Consider the following 17,564-nt stretch of genomic DNA (forward strand, 5'->3'; position numbering starts at 1 on the left):
ACCGGGTGCTAGACCGGGTGGAGGCCCGGAAACTCCAGGCCCGTCCGCTCGTCCCACCCGTGCATGATGTTGAGGGCCTGCACGGCCTGTCCGGCCGCGCCCTTGACCAGGTTGTCCAGCGCGCCCATGACCACGACCCGGTCGCTGTGCTCGTCGCGCTCGAACCCGATGTCGCAGTAATTGGTCCCCGCGAGAAACTTCGGATCGGGATACCGGAACACGCCCTGGCGTTCCTTGATGATGCGGATGAAGGGTTCTTTCTCGTAGGCTTCCCGGTAGATTCCCCAGATATCCCTGTCGGACAGATTGCCGTTTGCGAAAGCGTGCGTGGTCATCAGGATGCCGCGCACCAGTTCGATGGCCGTCGCCGAGAAATGGACCCTGGGCGCCTGCTCGCCGAAGGTGAGCTCCTGCACGATCTCCGCCGTGTGGCGATGGCCCGTGGGCTTGAAGGACCGCACGGCCCCGCTGCGGTCCGGGTGATGGGTGGACCGGTCGGCCCGGTGTCCCGCCGCGGAGGAGCCGATCTTGCCCTCCATGAACAGCCGGGAGGGGTCGACGGCGCCGGCCCTGACGAGGGGCGCCAGCGACAGGATCGCCGTGGCGGCCAGGCACCCGGTGCACGCGACGCATTCGGCGTCCCTGATCTCGTCCCGGTAGAGTTCGGCCAGGCCATACACGAACCGGCCAAGGACGCCGGGATGGGCATGGGCATGTCCGTACCAGGTCGGATAGTCCGCCGGATCGCGCAGGCGGAAGTCCGCGCTCAGGTCGATGACGCGGGCCGACAGGCCGGAGAAGTCGTCCCATCTCTTCATCGCCTCCCCGTGGGGCAGGCACAGGCACAGGACGTCGCAGGGCTCGAGGTCGGCCAAGGCGCCGAACTTGAGGTCCGTGACCCTCCGAAGGTTCGGATGGGACCGGCCGACGGGCTTGCCCGCGAGCGATTCCGACGTCACCTGCCCGATTTCGATTTCCGGGTGGAACAGGAGCAGGCGGAGCAGTTCCCCACCGCCGTATCCGGACGCGCCGGCGATAGACACCTTGATCATGATTGGGCCACCTTTACCAGATAATCGATGATTCGGCCGGGAATGTCCACGCCCGTCGGTTGTATGCTGTTCCGGAATTCCATGGTGTAGTTGACCTCGTTGACCAGGATCCCGTCCGGCGATTCCAGCAGGTCGACGGCCACCACGCCGCCACCCACCGCTTCCGCGGCGCGGGCGGAAAGCATCCCCACGTCACCCTCCACGGGACAGTCGGCCGTCGTCCCGCCCAGGGCGGTGTTGGTCTTCCAGTGGTCCGAGTACCGGTAGACGGCGCAGATGGTCTCGCCGTCGACCACGAAGGATCGGATATCGCGGCCGGGCTTCTCCACGTACTCCTGGATGTAGATCACCGAATGCTGATAGGACCCCAGCGTCTCCTTGTGCTCGAGCACCGCTTCGGCGGCATGACGGTCGTTGACCCGCGCGATGAGGCGCCCCCACGAACCGATGGGCGGCTTGACCACGACGGGATAGCCCATGGATTCCATTTCCTCCAGGGCCGACTCGGCGGTAAACGCGACGCGGGCCTTCGGCGTGGGCACCCCGTGGTCCACCAGCGCCATGGTCGTCAGGAACTTGTTCCCGCACACGCGGGCCACCTCGTAGTTGTTGACGGTCCTGATGCCGCCGGCGTTGAGTATCTTCAGCGAGTTGAGGGCCCTGGAATGGTTGATGCACCGCTCGAGTATGACGTCGTGGTCGTACCGGTGGTTCTCCAGGTCGAAGACGATGCGCCGGTCGTCCAGCCGGTCGAAGACGATACCCCGTTTCGCCGCGGCCTCGAAGAGCATCTTCTGTTCCGTGGAAACGATGGACAGCAGCATGCCGATCTTCACGAGTTGCGTCCCCCCTGTGCCACCGTGTCCGCCACGTAGTCCATGATCTTCCCCGGTATATTGACGCCGGTGACGTCCGATGCGTCCGAAAGCCCGGACGGCGGGCCCATCTCCTGTACGAACCAGGCATCCTTCGTGCGAACCATGTCCACCACCGCGATTCCGCCGCCGATCGCCCGGACGGCTGCGACCGCCAGGTCGTTCAGTTCCTCCGTGACGGGCTCCTGCTTCATCAGGCCGCCGGCGGTGATGGTCCCGATCCAGTGGTGGGTCAGCACCGATACGGCGGCCACCGTCTCGTCGCCGACCACGTACGCCCTGATGTCGTGTCCGGGCGAATCGATGTGCTTTTGCATGAAGAAGATGGAGTGGTGATAGGCGCCGAGGATGCGTTTGTGCTCCAGGACCGTCGCCGCCGTATACTTGTCCCCGATCCGGGAAACGAGCTGGCCCTCGGGACCCTCCACGGGCCGGAGGACGACCGGGTACCCCATGTCCTCCATGGCTTCCAGGGCGGAACGCGGCGTATACGCCACGCGCACTTCCGGCACCGGCACCCCGTTCTCCCGCAAGGCCAGGGACGTCAGCAGCCGGTTCCCGTACGTCTCCACCACCGGCTGGCGGTTCACCGTCGGAATGCCCCAGTGGTCGAAGACGGTCAGCGCGTACACGGCGCGATGGTGATCGATACAGCGCTCCAGGACCACGTCCAGGTCCATATGACGCCGATCCAGTTCGAAGACCAGCCGCGTGTTGTCGATCGTCGTCACGTCGATGCCGCGGCGGCCCGCCTCGGCGATCAACCGCTTCTCGTCCTTCCTGATACGCGACAGCACGATGCCCAATTCCATTAATTCCACGTCCTCCGGGTATCCCGCGTCCTTTCGGATATCCCGCGTTCCTTGCGCCACATGCAATGGCGCCGAATGCAAAAAAAAGAGCCGGCCTCTTCGCTCAATCGAAGAGGAACACGGCTCCCAACTGTTCCCGTGGTCCCGTAATCCCTTTCGCAGGATTACCGAGGGGCCCGATGAGCGGACGAACGCAAATCACAATCATGTTTACCATGTTTATGTTTCATTCGTTTGCTCATCGTGATTTCCTTCCATCCGTCCGCGGGCTTACTCTCCCCAGTCTTCCTCTTCTTCCGGTGCCAGCGCGAACTCCAGCGGGTCTACGCTGACCACTTCCAATTCCGCGCCGCACTCCGGGCACGTGATGATTTCGCCAACCACGACATCATAATCCAGGGTGATCTCGGCGCCACATTCCGGGCAAATCCCGCTCATGATACCCCCGTTTTACACAAATGCAGCCTTGGAACGCATCTTTTTCGAAGGTCCATTCACCCTACGGGGAAGGCCTTTCCTCCTCAAAGAACGGACGCAATATAGGGTGCGCGCTAAGGGTGTCAAGCGCTTTTTTCAACCCTCCTCGTCGCCGTCCGATCCGGGTGATTCGTCCGTCTCGGAAGTCGCCGGATCGTCCTCTTCGTCGCCCGGCGTAATCCTGGAAACATCGATCACCCGGTCCCCCTCGCCCAGGTTGATGAGCCGGACGCCCTGAGTGTTCCGGCCGATGGGGCGCAGGTCGCGGACCGGCAGGCGTATGATGAGGCCGTTCGTGGTAATGATCATCAGCTCGTCTTCGTCGGAGACCGCGTGAATCGACACGACGGGGCCGTTGCGTTCGCTGGTGCGTATGTTGCTCACGCCCTTGCTGTGGCGGCGGGTCAGCCGGTAGTTCTCGATGTCCGTCCGCTTCCCGTAGCCGTTCTCCGTGACGGACAGCAGCGTGGTGTCCCGATCCGACGCCAGCATGCCCACGACCCGGTCGCCTTCGCCGAGGCGTATGCCCCGCACCCCCTGAGCGCCGCGGCCCATCGTCCGGACGTCGCTCTCGTGGAAGCGGACGGCCTGGCCGTTCTGGCTGGCGATGACGATGTCGTTGTCGCCGTCGGTCAGCAGGGCCTCGATGAGGGCGTCGCCCTCGAGGATGTTCAGCGCCACGATGCCGTTCCGCCGGGGATTCCCATAGGCCGACAGCACGGTTTTCTTAACCAGGCCACCCCGCGTCACCATCAGGATATAATGCTCGTCGTCGAAGTTCCTGATCGGCAGGAAGGCCGCGATGCTCTCTCCTTGGTCGAGCTGCAGCAGGTTGACGACGGCCTTGCCGCGGGCGGTGCGGCCGGCTTCGGGGATCTCCCACACCTTGAGCCAGTAGCATTTGCCGCGGTTCGTGAAGAACAGGATGTAGGAGTGGGTCGAGGCGGAGAAGAGGTGCTCGACGAAATCCTCTTCCCGGGTCTTCATGCCGGTGATCCCCTTGCCGCCGCGGTTCTGGCTGCGGTAGGTGTCCATGGGCAGGCGCTTGACGTAGCCGGCGTGAGATATGGTGATGACCATTTCCTCGTCGGCGATCAGGTCCTCGATGCTGAGATCGCCCTCGATGTCGATCAGCTCGGTCCGCCGTTCGTCGCCGTAGCGCTCCTTCAGGTCGATCATCTCGTCCTTGATGATCTGCATCCGCCGTTCCAGGCGCGAGAGGATGTCCCGGTAATCGGCGATCCGCGCGACCAGCTCTTCGTATTCTTCCTCCAGCTTGTCTCGTTCCAGCCCGGTCAGGCGCTGCAGGCGCATGTCCAGGATGGCCTCGACCTGGGCGCGGGACAGGGCGAACTCGTCTCCCAGGACCTCCATGGCCTCCTCGCCGGTATGCGATCCGCGGATGACTTCGATCACGCGGTCCACGTTGTCCAGCGCGACGCGCAGGCCTTCCACGATATGAGCCCGCTGCTCGGCTTTCTCGAGGTCGAAGGTGGTCCGGCGCACCAGCACCTCGTGACGGTGGTCGATGAAGTGCTGGATGCACTCCTTGATGTTCAGGACCCGGGGCCGCCCGTCCACGAGCGCCAGCATGGTGACGCCGATGGTGGTCTCCAGCGGCGTCATCTTGAAGAGGTGGTTGAGCACGATGTTGCCCGGGATGTCCCGCCGCACGTCGATGGCGATGCGCATGCCCGACCGGTCCGACTCGTCCCGTATGTCGGTAATGCCCAGGATCTGCTTCTCCCGGACGAGGTCCGCGATCTTCTCGATCAGGCTGGACTTGTTGACCTTGTAGGGGATCTCCGTGACGACGATGGTTTCCTTCTCGCTTTGCTCGTGCACCTCGATCGTCGTGCGGGCGCGCACCTTGATCTTCCCGCGGCCGGTGTGGAAATACTCGTTGATCGCGTTGCGGCCGTAGATGATGGCGCCGGTGGCGAAATCGGGTCCCTGGATGTGCGCGGCGAGCTCCCCGATCGTGATTTCCGGGTGGTCGATCACCGCCACGATACCGTCCACCACTTCGCCGAGGTTATGGGAAGGGAGGTTGGAGGCCATGCCCACGCCGATGCCGAGCGAGCCGTTGCAGAGCAGGTTGGGGAACTTGCCCGGCAGCACGGTCGGCTCGTCTTTCGACTCGTCGTAGTTGGGCATGAAATCGACCGTGTTCTTGTCTATATCCTCCATCATCTCGATGGCCAGGCGGGACATCCGCGATTCGGTGTACCGCATGGCGCCCGGCGGATCGCCGTCGACGGATCCGAAATTGCCCTGGCCGAAGACCATGGGGTAGCGCATGCTGAAGGGCTGGGCCATCCGCGCGAGGGTATCGTACACGGCCAGGTCGCCATGGGGGTGGTAGTCCCCGATCGTCTGGCCGACGATCTTGGCGCACTTCCGCGTGGGCCGTCCCGGCGTGAGGTTCAGGTCGCGCATCGCCACGAGAATGCGCCGCTGGGACGGCTTGAACCCGTCACGGACGTCCGGGATCGCCCGGGACAGGTTCACGCTCATGGAGAAGTCGAGATAGGAACTCTTCATCTCGTCTTCGATGAAGATCGGCTGGATGTTGTCGTGTTGTTCTACCGCCATGCTTTCCCCTTGAACGTGTTAACCGTGTCGTATCGCGCCGGGCAGGCGCCGGGTATCAGTGCAGGTCCAGGTTGTTGACCAGCAGGGCGTTCCGCTGGATGAAATCGTTCCGCGCGGCCACGTTGTCGCCCATGAGGATCGTGAAGATCCGGTCCGCCTCCACCGCGTCGTCCAGGGTGACCCGGAGCAGCGTGCGGGTTTCGGGGTTCATCGTGGTCTGCCACAGCTCTTCGGCGTCCATCTCGGCCAGCCCCTTGTATCGCGAGATGGTGGCGCCCTCGCGTCCCACGTCCAGCACCGCGTCGATCAGCTTGCCGACTCCCCTGACCCGCTTCTCGGTCTTGTCCGTGCTGACCACCATCTCGCTGTCGATGACGTCCTCCAGCCGGCCGCACAGTTTCCGAAGCCGGCCGTACAGGGAGGGGTCCAGGGCCTCTTCGACGGGATCCACGGGCACCGGGACTTCGCCGGCTTCTTCCTGCGCTTTCCTTTCTTCCGCCCGGTCGCGCAGGTCTCTCCGGTATGCGTCGTACTGGTCCCGGTCTCTCAGCATATCCAGGATGTGTTCGCGCTTCATGCCCGTCTTGACAAGCCGTCCGATCTGTTCTTCGAAGTCCATCATCTCGCGGAGATGGGCCAGCAGGTTGTCTTCGGTCAGGGCGTGCCCGTTGCCGTTCGCGTCCGCCCGCTGCACCTTCGTGCGGTCCACGCTCTGGTTCAGGAGGTATTCCCAGAGCTCCCGGTCGTTCTTGAGGTAGTCCTCCCGGCGGCCCTTGCGCACGCGGTAGAGCGGCGGCTGGGCGATCAGGACGTGGCCGTGCTCCACCAGCGGACGCATGTAGCGGAACAGGAAGGTCAGCAGCAACGTGCGGATGTGCAGCCCGTCATGGTCGGCGTCCGCCATGATGATCACGCGCCCGTAACGGAGACGAGTCAGGTCGAAATCCTCGTCGATGCCGACCCCGAGCGCGGTGATGATGGGCTGGAGCTTGTCGTTGCTCAGCACCGTGTCGATGCGGGCCTTCTCCACGTTGAGCGGCTTGCCCCAGAGGGGAAGGATGGCCTGGAAGGTCTTGTCGCGGCCCGACTTGGCCGTGCCGCCGGCCGAATCGCCCTCGACGAGGTAGATCTCGCAGGCCATGGGGTCCTTCAGGGTGCAGTCGGCCAGCTTGCCGGGCAGGGTGGTGTTTTCCAGCGCGCTCTTCCGGCGGGTCAGTTCCCGCGCCTTGCGGGCGGCGTCTCGGGAAACCGCCGCCTGGATGCACTTTTCGACGATCCTCTTCGCCGTGGCCGGATGTTCTTCCAGATACACCGAGAGTCCCTCGCCGACCACCGACTCCACGACGCCGCGGATATCGCTGTTGCCGAGCTTCTCCTTGGTCTGGCCCTCGAACTGGGGATCGGGAATGATCACGCTGACGATGGCGGTGATGCCTTCCCGCGTGTCGTCGCCGGTGATGGGCACCTTGAGGTTCTTCAACAGGTTGTTCCGCTGGGCGTAGTTGTTGATGGAACGGGTGAGGGCCGTCTTGAAGCCCACGAGGTGGAAGCCGCCCTCCGATGTCCGCACGGTGTTGGCATAGGTGAAGATGTTCTCCTGGTAGCCGTCGTTGTACTGGAAGGCGACGTCGATCTGGTTGCCGTCCCGTTCCTGGCGGATGCCGATGGTGTCATGGATGGCCGTCTTGTTCTCGTTCAGGTACTCGACGAACTCGACGATGCCGCCGCGGTACTCGAATATGGCGGATTTGCCCCTGGCCTCCTCGTGCAGCTCGATGCGCATGTGGCGGTTCAGGAAGGCCAGTTCCCGGAAACGGTGGGCGATGTGGTCGAAATTGAACTCCGTCGAGTCGAAGATCTCGTCGTCGGGCTTGAAGGAGACGGTCGTCCCGTTCTCCGTCGTCTCGCCCCGGACCTCCAGGTCGCAAACGGGGATGCCCTGCTCGTACCGCTGGTAGTAGATCTTCCCGTCGCGGCGCACCTCGACGACCAGCCATTCGGCCAGGGCGTTGACCACCGACACGCCCACGCCGTGCAGGCCCCCCGATACCTTGTAGGACTTGTTGTCGAACTTCCCGCCGGCGTGGAGCATGGTCATGACGACTTCCACAGCCGGCCGGTTCTCCGTGGGGTGCATTTCGACCGGAATGCCGCGGCCGTTGTCGATCACGGTGATCCGCCCGTCTTCTTCGATGTACACCTTGATCGTATCGCCGAACCCCTGGAGATGCTCATCGATCGCGTTCTGCATCACCTCTTCCACGAGATGATGCAGGCCGGAGGCGCTGGTGCTCCCGATGTACATGGCGGGCCGCTTGCGAACCCCCTCGAGCCCTTTGAGGACCTGGATGTTCTCCGCGTCGTACTGATCGTTATCCGGGGTGCCGGGGCCCGTCTCCGGCAATCCCGGGCTGTTCGAGTGTTCCGGACGGCCTGGGCGGTCCAGGTTTTCCGGGTGATCCGGGCGGTCCGGGCGGTCCAGGCGGTCCGGCGAGTTTTCGCGTGTTTCTGACATCGATTTTACCTTCTGGTATTGGTGAATATGATGTCCCGGACCAGGGGTCTGCCGAAAGACCGGTCCAGTCGGTTCAGAATGTCCGGCTTCATGTAGTGCAGCTCCTGGCTCCATGTGGCGCTGTCGCACTCCACGAACAGCTTTCCGCCGTCGAAGAAGACCGCTCTCGCGTGCGCCGCGACACGCTCCCCGACGACCCGGGGCCAACGTTCCACGGCCTGCTGTTCCTCCAGCTTGCCTTCCATGCCCAGGTTGCGCACCAATTCCCGGAGTGCGTCGCCGAGGGTGGTGCTCTTCTTCAGCCGCGTCACGTTAGGATCCTCAGTCATAGGGCGTCACCGCGCCTCCGTGGACGCGGAACCGGGTGATCCCCCGGCGGTAGTCCCCGATATCGCTTTCCTTGGCCGTCGTAATGAAGGTCTGGCCGTAGGCGGGTACCATTTCCATCAGGCGGTCCGTCCTGGCGGCGTCGATCTCCGCGAATATATCATCCAGGAGCAGCAGCGGCGGGGCCTGCAGCCGGCGCCACAGAAAGCGGGCTTCCGCCAGCTTCAGGGCCGTCGCCGCCGTCTTGTGCTGTCCCTGCGAACCGAACGCCTGCAGCGAGACTCCGTTCATCCGGATGGAGAGGTCGTCCCGGTGGGGGCCCACCACCGTCATGCACCGCGCCCTCTCCCGCGGCTCGGCGCGGTCCAGCGCCTCCTCGAAGGCGTGCTCTACATCGGCGAGGGCCTCGTATTCGAAGGAGGGCGCGTAGTCGATCTCGAGGCACTCGTTGTGGTCGCTGACGGCGGCGTGAATGCGGCTGGCTTCTTCCTTCAGGTCCTCGACGACTTCCACCCGCTTTCTCATGATGCGGCAGCCCAGCGCGACCAGCGGGGCGTTCCAGACCTCCAGTCCCTCCGTCTTGCCCGGCCGCTCCTGGTACGCGCGCAACGCTTCGTTTCGTTGGCGGACCACCCGCCTGTATTCCTGCAGGGCCGAAAGATACGCCGCGTTGGACTGCGAGATCGCGATGTCGAGGAATCGCCGGCGCGAGCCCGGCGAGCCCTGGACCAGCCTCCGGTCGTCCGGCGAAATCACGACGGCCGCCAGAATACCGTACAGGTCCGAAAGGTTCCGACGGGGTGATTCGTTTACAAAAACCTTCTTCCCCGACGGGCGGGCGTACCTGATCTGTACCTCGACCTCCCTGCCCTCCGCGGACCGGCCCTGCCCCTGTATCAGGAAGTGGTCCGCACCCATCCGCACGAGATCCCGGTCCTGTGCCTCGCGGCAGGACCGGGCCACGCACAGGTAGTATACCGCTTCCAGGAGGTTGGTCTTTCCTTGTCCGTTCGATCCGATGAAAACGTTCGTTTGTAAATCACAGGACAGCGACAGAGATGCATAATTCCTGAAATGACTGAGGGACAGCCCTAGAAGGTGCACCTTAGCTTTCCGCCTCGGTCGTCCTGAAGGGCATGATCAGGCACTGGTAGTCCTCGCCCTCCGCTTCTTCCCGGGAGGGGGTGATGATCCCCGCACTGACCGGTGTATCCAGTTTGAAGACCACGTCTTCGCTCTCGATCCGCTCCACGACGTCGAGGAGGTAGCGGAAATCGTAGGTCGTATCCATGGCTTCACCTTCGTATTCGGCCGGCACTTCTTCCCGGGCCTCGCCTCCGATATCGTGGCTGAAGGAACTCAGTTCGACGAAACCCGGCCGGAACGAATACCGGATCTGCCGGGTGGTGGGGTTGGACAGCACGGACACGCGGCGGACCGCGCTTTCGAGCTCCTCGCGGTTAACCTTGACCACCTTGTCGTTGCCCGTGGGAATCACCCGCTCGTAGTCCGGATAGGTCGCTTCGATCAGCCTGGCGAACAACCGGGCGTTTTCCAGTTCGAACAGGACGTGGTTCTCGCCGATGGTGATCCGGGACGGCGAATCCGATTCCCCGATGAGGCGCGAGAGATTGTTCAGCGCTTTGGGCGGCACGATGATCCCCTCCGTGGCCGCGTCGGAAACTTCGCAGGGGAGCGTCGTCTTGGCCAGCCGGTGCCCATCGGTGGCCACCATCCGGACGGCGCCGAGGCCAATGCGGAGGAACGCGCCCCAGAGACTCGGGTGGATCTCGTCCTTCGATACGGCGTACACCGTCTTCCGGATCAGCCGCTGCAGCGAAGACGAGGGAATCTCTATGGTCTGTTCGGACGTCACGTCCGGCAGCGCCGGGTACTCATCCTTGCTGATGCCCACCAGGCGGAAAACCCCGCGGTCACACCGGATGATCACCTTGACCCCGTCCACCTCGATATCCACGGGCGCGTCGGGCAGCTCGCGCACCATTTCCGCAAATTTCCTACCGGGCACCGTGATCGATCCCTCCCCCGATATCTGGGCGGGGATCTTCGTCATGATGAATATGTCCAGGTCGGTGGCCCCTATGGTCAGGTGGCCGTCTTCCGTCTCCAGCAGCATGTTGGACAGGATGGGCAGGGTGGTCTTCGGCGGAACGACATTCAGAACGGTCTGTATACCGCTCATCAGGGTGGAACTGGACGGAATGGTGATTTTCACAGGGTACTCCTTTGGGCAGTCTTCTGGGTGTTCTTCGCCGGTTACCTCGTCGGGTCCGCACTGTACAGAATGAACCGGGAGGTGCTTGTACAGTAACCTCTTAAAACTATTGAATATAATATAGAATTCGCTCAGGACAGCGCAAGGGTTTTGTGAGGCAAAACTACCCTATATTGTATAACGTCGCGGTATGTCTCAATAAATCGTACAATATATTGTGTATACTTAGTTTTTTTTCTTTATGTTTTTGAATAGAATAATACTAATAAGGAATGTGGATATGTGGATAATTGCGTATTTGTTATAATAAGTGTTTATAAAACCAATCAATTGTGAAAAAACAAAGGTGTGGAGAAACAGGCACCTAAACAGGTGTTTATCCACACAATCCACACACTAGAAACCGAAATGGGATAAAACGCCCACTTATACACAAAACATCGACACGCCGCCTCCCCTTATCCCCCGGGTTATCCACATCATCTTCAGCGTGGAAAGGCGCCTGATCTAGGGCGGTGCGCAATCGGGCGTATCCGAGCCGGATCGGGGCCGTTTGGAGGTCGAAACTGGGCCCTTTGTGACTGCGGCCGGAGATCTTTCCACACCGCGGTGCACTACCCTTGGTGGATTGGTGTGGAAATTCGGTATATACAATATGCAACATTATGCCGGAAAAGGAGTTACGAAAGGTATGATTTGTTGACAAGTTGTGGATAAGTTGATGGTTATCCACAGGTTTGGGAGCGTTACTACCGTGTGGTGGGCGTTGCTGAACAGCAGGCGGGCTAAGACAGCGAATTCCTGATCTTATCGAGGTCTTCCTGCAGGCCTTCGTCGTGCAACAGGAGCTTCCTGACCGTCTGGCAGGCGTGAATGACGGTGGTATGGTCTCTCTTGCCGAAAACCGCGCCGATATCCTTGAGCGACGCGCGGGTCATGTCCCGGCAAAGGTACATGGCGGCCTGGCGGGCGGCCACCACGTGCTTCTTCCGCGTCTTTGCGGCGAGATCTTCTACGGACACGCCGTAGTGGCCGGCCGCGGCCTTCTGTATGTCTTCCATCCCCACGGAGCGTTGTTTTCTGCGGATCTTGTTGCTCAGCACCCGCTTCGCCACTTCGATGGTAATGTCGCAGTGGCTCAGCGACGCGTAGGCCAGCAGGCTGAGCACGGCGCCTTCCAGTTCCCGGATGTTCGATGCGACGCGGTCGGCGATATAGGCGATGACGTCCGGGCTGAGCGACAGTCCGTCCTTGTCCGCCTTCTTCTGCAGAATGGCTTCCCGGGTCTCGTAGTCGGGCGGCTTCATGTCGGCGAGAAGCCCCCATTCGAACCGGGACACCAGCCGTTCCTCCAGGCCGGAAAGCTCCTTCGGAATCCGGTCGCTGGTCAGGACGATCTGCTTACCTTTCTGCCGGAGCACATCGAAGGTGTGGAAGAACTCCTCCTGGGTGCGGTCCTTGTGCCCTTTGCAGAAGAACTGGATGTCGTCCACGATCAGCAGGTCGACGTTCCGGTAGGTCTGCGCGAACTCCTTCGTCTTCTTCTCCTGGATGGACTCGATGAATTCGTTGTAGAAGATCTCCGACGTAACGTACCGGCTGCGGTCAACGGTGCCAAGCCGCTTCGATTCGTGGGCGATCGCCTGCGCCAGGTGGGTCTTGCCCAGGCCGACGCCGCCGTAAATGACCAGGGGGTTGAAAGTCTGCTGACCCGGGGATTTCACCACGGCCAGGGACGCCGCGTGGGCGAAGTCGTTGCACTCACCCACGACGAAATTCTCGAAGGTGTAGTTGTCGTAAAGGTTGTCCGTTTCCACTTCGCCCGCGGCCTGCTGTTGTCGATCCGCCTGGTCCACCCGACCCACCCGGCCCGCCTGGTCCGCCTGGACCGCCCGGTCCGTCACGTAGGAGGGCAGGTCGGTAAGCACGGGGATGATCTGTGAATTGCCCTCGAAGATGTGGTAGTCAATGACAACCTGGCGGCCGAGCTGGGTCGTCACGACCTGGCTGATCTTGTCGTGAAACCGCTTCAGCATCCGTTCGCCGGAGAACGGGTTCGGTACCTCGATCGTGAACTTATCCGGTGTTACGTCATGCCCCTTGGTCCGCTCGAACCAGGTCGCGAACGTCTGCGCGGGCATCATGCCCCTCAGTTCCGACAAACACACCGACCAAAGCTGTGCAGGATCTTCCTGCTTCATCGCGTATTACCTTGTGGACCGAAGGGAATGGAACGCCTGTGCACGGACCGGTGGTTTTCCGGTCCGAAAACATACTCGTACGCTCGCATGCAACATGCTAAATAGTTGTAATTACTACATTTAAGGTGGTATTAGGTGCGACAACAAATCCACGGCAGGCGGAAACGTTGCGGGTCGTATCTTCATCTTAGTATGTATGGTGAGTGAGGTGCTGTCAAGAGAATATCTCGAAAAGATTTGCTCACCTGTAACGACCAAAAACAACTTGACTTTAGCGCGCTCCGGGGGTAATATGCAGGGCTGTTGTTTTTACGAAAACAGGTAGAAAAAACGGGAGTAAACGATGAAGCGGACCTTTCAGCCGAGCAATCTCAAGCGGCACCGCAGGCACGGGTTTCGTCGAAGGATGAGCACCAGGGCGGGACGGTTGATTCTGAACCGCCGACGGGCCAAGGGAAGGATACGCGTTGCCGTTTAGGCGCCGCCCGAACGCGGCAGGACCGATGCACCATGGCCGCCGGTTCCCGACGTTTTCCCCACGACGAACGCATGAGACACCGGTGGGAGTTCGAACGGGTCAGGAAATGCGGACTGACCGTCCGCGGACTTTCGATGACCCTGTCCCTGGCCGCGTGTCCGGACCGGCTCGAGCGCCGGGTCGGTTTCATCGTGACCCGGCACTACGGCGGCGCGGTCAAGCGTAACCTGGTCCGCCGGAGAATGCGGGAGATCTACCGGTTGAACAGGTGCCGCCTGAAGAGGGGGGTGCACCTGGTGCTCATCGCCCGCAGTCCCGGCCGGGAATGGACCTATCGCCAGATGAATGAAGAGTTCCTGTCCCTCTACCGTACCGCGGTGACACGATTATGTGGAAACGGCTGACCAGGACAATCACGACCACGCTCGTCTGGGGCGTCCGCGGCTATCGGCTCGCAGTCTCCCCGCTCCTCCCGCCAAGCTGCAGGTTTACCCCCACCTGTTCGAATTACGCCATCGAAGCGCTGGAACGCAAGGGCCTGTTCACCGGGATCCGCATGGCCGCGTGGCGGCTGCTGCGCTGCCATCCCTTTCACCCGGGCGGCTACGATCCGGTGGAGCGGCCGGCTGGACCAGTCGGATCACCCGGGCCGGACAGCCGGGCCGGACGTGTCGAGTCAGGCGGACCGGCCGAACAGGGCGGACGACAAGATCAGCCGCATCCCACGGCTTGAAACCCCGGAATAACAACGACTATGGAAAAACGGGTACTCGGCGCATTCGGACTGATCATTCTGACCTGGATCGGTTACTACTACATTATATATCCCATGTACGCGCCCCAGCTTCCCGCGCCGGTCGACCGGGCGGTCCCGCAGCAGCAACCGGGGGATTTCGCGACCGGGGACGATCCCGCGGACGCCTATCCTTCCGGCGAGGCTTCCGAACAGGCTTTCGACGCGCCGTCGTCCTTCGACGCGCCTCCGGACGCCGCCGTAACGGAGCCCGGGCGGACGCCGCCTCCCCGTATCGAAGACCGCCCCCGGCAGGACCTGGCCGCCGACAGCTGGGACCGCTCCGAACGCGTGTTGTTCCTCCCCCCGGCCGAAAGCGCGCCGGCGCCCCGTGAAATCGTCGTCGAAAACCAGTACTTCCGTGGTGTGATCAATACGATGGGCGGAGTGATAACCAGTTGGAAACTAAAGGGTTATCGGGGAATCGGCGGGGAAGAAGTGGAACTCGTCCCCCCCGATCGGGAAGCCGGCCCCGACATCGTGCTCACCACGGAGCGGGGGCCCCGCAGCACCCGCGCCCTGCGATTCGCCGCGGACCGCGACGCCGTCGTGCTGGGTCCCGGACAGTCCTCGGGATCCGTGACGCTGACGGCCGACGCGCCGGGGGGCCTGACCATCACCAAGGCCTTCGTGATCAACCGGGACGATTACGCCGTGGATCTCCAGGTGAGGATCGACGGCGGACAGGATCTGGCCCTGGGCAGCAAGTACTATCTCCGGTGGGGCGGCGGGATCAACGTGACGGAGCAGGACTGGGACCAGGATCTGTATGCCTTCAGGGGATTCGCCTCGCTCAACGACACGGTGATCGATGAAGACCTCGGGACCGAGTTCGAAGATCCGCGGCCGGAGACCACGGGAGAGACCCACTGGGTCGGCGTGCGGAGCAAGTATTTCTTCACCGCCATGGTGCCGGTGGACCGGAAGGCCAGGGGATACCGCCTGAACGGCCGGCCGGTGCAGCGCCCCCAATACGACGACCGGCAGATCGCCGCGGAACTGTCCATGGGACTCGCCTCCCCGCTCACGGACAACTTCCTCCTCTATCTCGGCCCGGTCCACTACGATACCCTGGAAAGTTACGGGTACGGCCTCGAGGGCGCCGTCGATCTCGGATGGACGATCATACAGCCGATCAGCAGGATCACACTCATTTCCCTGGTCTGGCTGCACCAGTTCATCACCAATTACGGCGTCGTTATCATCGTACTGTCCATCATCGTGAAGATCCTGCTCTTTCCCCTGACCCACAAGAGCATGAAGGCCACGCAGGGCATGGCCGCGCTCCAGCCGAAAATGGAATCGCTCAAGGAGAAGCACAAGAACGATTCGACCAAGCTGAACCAGGAGATGATGAAGCTGTACCGGGACGCGGGGGTGAACCCGCTGGGCGGCTGCCTGCCGCTGCTGCTGCAGATGCCGATCCTCATCGCGCTCTACACCATCTTCAGCAGCACGATCGAACTGCGGGACGCGCCTTTCATCGGGTGGATCCAGGACCTGTCCCTCCGGGACCCGTACTACGTGCTGCCCGTCCTCATGGCGGCCACGATGCTTATCCAGTCCAAGATGACGATGAAAGACCCCCGGCAGGCCATGTTCGTCTACATCATGCCCGCGGTGCTTTTCTTCATCATGATGAACCTGCCTTCCGGACTGATTCTGTACTGGACCATGATCAACGTACTGACCATCGTGCAGCAGGCCTTTCAGAACCGGTTCTTCCCCGTACAACCCGCCAAATGACGCACCCGCAGGGCACCGGATCCGCAGGGCACTGCCGCAGGCACCGGGCGCGGCACCAGGCCTCAATAACCCCATGACCTCGCAGGCCCCGAACGATACCATTTCCGCGATTGGCACGCCGCCCGGCGAGGGCGGACTGTGCGTGGTGCGCATGAGCGGTTCCGACACTTTCGCCATCGCCGACCGGGTCTTCAAAGGCGCCAGCCGTCCTTCGGAGTGCGGGACCCACACCATTCATCACGGCCACGTCATCGATCCCCGGAGCCGCGAGCGGGTGGATGAAGTGCTCATGTCCGTATTCAGGTCGCCCCGTACCTACACCCGGGAGGACCTGATCGAGTTCAGCGGCCACGGCGGCATGGTCCCGGGCGGGATGATTCTGGATGTGCTGATCCGGTCGGGCGCCCGGCTGGCGGAACCGGGAGAGTTTACAAAGCGCGCCTTTCTCAACGGAAGGATCGACCTGCTGCAGGCGGAAGCGGTGGGTGAATTGATCCGGGCGCGGACCGATGCCTGCGCCCGGGCGGCCCTCAGGCAGCTGAACGGGACCTGCTCGCAACAGATCGACGAATTCAGGATTAAATTAATACAAATAATTGCGTATATTGAAGTTACGCTGGATTTCACCGAGGAGGGCCTCCCCGATATTACGCCGCGGACCTTCCTGGACCAGCTCCGGCCGGTCCGGGAAGCGCTCGGCCGTCTCATCAAGTCTTCCCACGAAACGCGCGTGTTGAGGGACGGGATCCGTGTCGCGTTGCTCGGCAAGCCGAACGTGGGGAAGTCCAGTTTGCTCAACATGCTGACGGCGCGGGACCGTGCGATCGTGCATCCGGAATCGGGGACGACGCGGGACACCATCGAGGAAAGCGTCGACATCCGGGGCGTGCCCATCGTCTTCGTGGATACGGCCGGCATCCGGAAGACCTCGAACCGGGTGGAACAGCAGGGCGTTATCCGGTCGCGCTCGGAACTGGAACAGGCCGATATCCCACTGGCCGTCTTCGACGCCACAAGCCCACCGGACGACGACGACCGGCAACTGGTGAAGATGTTGTCCGGCCGGGCTGCCGTGTTTATATTCAACAAGTGCGACCTGGATGCTTACGATCCGAACGCATACCTGGAATTGACGGCGGGCGGGCGATGGATCCGGACCTCGGCAAAGCACGGCGATGGCCTGGAGAATCTCAGGGAAGCGATTCTCGAGACCGCGCGGTTCGATCCCGCCGGTTTCGAGTCGGGACTCGTCGTCAATGCCCGTCAGGGCGAGCTGCTCGACCAGGCGAAAACGAGTCTTGACCGGGGCATCGGGGTCCTGGAAGAAGGGCTCGGCGCCGAAATGGCCGCCGTCGATCTGAGAGAATGCGCGCATCGGCTGGGTGTGCTCGTGGGAAAGGAAATCGGCGATGCGGTACTGGATCATGTGTTCTCCAGGTTCTGCATCGGGAAATGAT

15 protein-coding genes are annotated in these 17,564 nt (G+C 62.2%); 5 read left to right on the plus strand and 10 right to left on the minus strand.

Translation table 11 applies throughout. The features are described 5' to 3' along the window. Positions 1-8: 8 nt before the first annotated feature. The 10 genes from F4Y38_07630 to dnaA form a co-directional block, all read right to left on the minus strand. Entirely contained in the window at positions 9-1,055 is a 1,047-nt protein-coding gene (locus tag F4Y38_07630; GenBank protein ID MXY49159.1) for an N-acetyl-gamma-glutamyl-phosphate reductase, read from the minus strand. Next, positions 1,049-1,888, minus strand: coding sequence for a lysine biosynthesis protein LysX (gene lysX, locus F4Y38_07635; protein ID MXY49160.1), 840 nt, complete (start codon positions 1,886-1,888; stop codon positions 1,049-1,051). The genes F4Y38_07630 and lysX overlap by 7 nt, the downstream gene beginning before the upstream one ends. Next, on the minus strand, positions 1,885-2,739 hold the full coding sequence (locus F4Y38_07640) for a RimK family alpha-L-glutamate ligase (protein MXY49161.1): 855 nt from the start codon (positions 2,737-2,739) through the stop codon (positions 1,885-1,887). Before F4Y38_07640 ends, lysX begins: the two co-directional genes overlap by 4 nt. A gap of 270 nt (positions 2,740-3,009) precedes the next feature. Continuing rightward, positions 3,010-3,177, minus strand: a complete 168-nt coding sequence (lysW, locus tag F4Y38_07645) for a lysine biosynthesis protein LysW (GenBank protein MXY49162.1) — start codon at positions 3,175-3,177, stop codon at positions 3,010-3,012. A gap of 135 nt (positions 3,178-3,312) precedes the next feature. Then, the gene (gene gyrA, locus F4Y38_07650) at positions 3,313-5,811 is read right to left on the minus strand and encodes a DNA gyrase subunit A (protein ID MXY49163.1); all 2,499 of its coding nucleotides are present in this window, start codon (positions 5,809-5,811) and stop codon (positions 3,313-3,315) included. Between the two features lie 55 nt (positions 5,812-5,866). Next, on the minus strand, positions 5,867-8,326 hold the full coding sequence (gyrB, locus tag F4Y38_07655; GenBank protein MXY49164.1) for a DNA topoisomerase (ATP-hydrolyzing) subunit B: 2,460 nt from the start codon (positions 8,324-8,326) through the stop codon (positions 5,867-5,869). 5 nt (positions 8,327-8,331) lie between these two features. Further along, positions 8,332-8,655: a DUF721 domain-containing protein gene (locus F4Y38_07660; GenBank protein MXY49165.1), complete on the minus strand. Its 324-nt coding sequence runs from the start codon at positions 8,653-8,655 to the stop codon at positions 8,332-8,334. Continuing rightward, a complete protein-coding gene (gene recF / locus F4Y38_07665) occupies positions 8,648-9,757 on the minus strand; it encodes a DNA replication/repair protein RecF (protein MXY49166.1) in 1,110 nt (369 codons plus the stop codon). The genes F4Y38_07660 and recF overlap by 8 nt, the downstream gene beginning before the upstream one ends. Before the next feature lies 1 nt (position 9,758). Next, on the minus strand, positions 9,759-10,889 hold the full coding sequence (dnaN, locus tag F4Y38_07670) for a DNA polymerase III subunit beta (GenBank protein MXY49167.1): 1,131 nt from the start codon (positions 10,887-10,889) through the stop codon (positions 9,759-9,761). Between the two features lie 785 nt (positions 10,890-11,674). Continuing rightward, positions 11,675-13,090, minus strand: a complete 1,416-nt coding sequence (gene dnaA / locus F4Y38_07675) for a chromosomal replication initiator protein DnaA (GenBank protein MXY49168.1) — start codon at positions 13,088-13,090, stop codon at positions 11,675-11,677. 343 nt (positions 13,091-13,433) lie between these two features. On the opposite strand from dnaA, the gene F4Y38_07680 reads away from it, so the two are divergent. The 5 genes from F4Y38_07680 (at position 13,434) to mnmE (ending at position 17,563) form a co-directional block, all read left to right on the plus strand. Then, complete coding sequence (locus F4Y38_07680; protein MXY49169.1) at positions 13,434-13,568, plus strand: 50S ribosomal protein L34; 135 nt, start codon at positions 13,434-13,436, stop codon at positions 13,566-13,568. 32 nt (positions 13,569-13,600) lie between these two features. Next, on the plus strand, positions 13,601-13,972 hold the full coding sequence (gene rnpA, locus F4Y38_07685; protein ID MXY49170.1) for a ribonuclease P protein component: 372 nt from the start codon (positions 13,601-13,603) through the stop codon (positions 13,970-13,972). Continuing rightward, positions 13,957-14,301: a membrane protein insertion efficiency factor YidD gene (yidD, locus tag F4Y38_07690; GenBank protein ID MXY49171.1), complete on the plus strand. Its 345-nt coding sequence runs from the start codon at positions 13,957-13,959 to the stop codon at positions 14,299-14,301. The genes rnpA and yidD overlap by 16 nt, the downstream gene beginning before the upstream one ends. Positions 14,302-14,322: 21 nt before the next feature. After that, positions 14,323-16,107: a membrane protein insertase YidC gene (gene yidC / locus F4Y38_07695; GenBank protein MXY49172.1), complete on the plus strand. Its 1,785-nt coding sequence runs from the start codon at positions 14,323-14,325 to the stop codon at positions 16,105-16,107. A 73-nt stretch (positions 16,108-16,180) separates the two neighbouring features. Further along, positions 16,181-17,563 carry a tRNA uridine-5-carboxymethylaminomethyl(34) synthesis GTPase MnmE gene (gene mnmE, locus F4Y38_07700; protein MXY49173.1) on the plus strand — a complete coding sequence of 461 codons (1,383 nt, stop codon included), beginning with the start codon at positions 16,181-16,183 and terminating at the stop codon, positions 17,561-17,563. Position 17,564 lies beyond the last annotated feature (1 nt).

Source organism: Gemmatimonadota bacterium, assembly GCA_009838645.1.
Taxonomy (GTDB): domain Bacteria; phylum JAAXHH01; class JAAXHH01; order JAAXHH01; family JAAXHH01; genus JAAXHH01.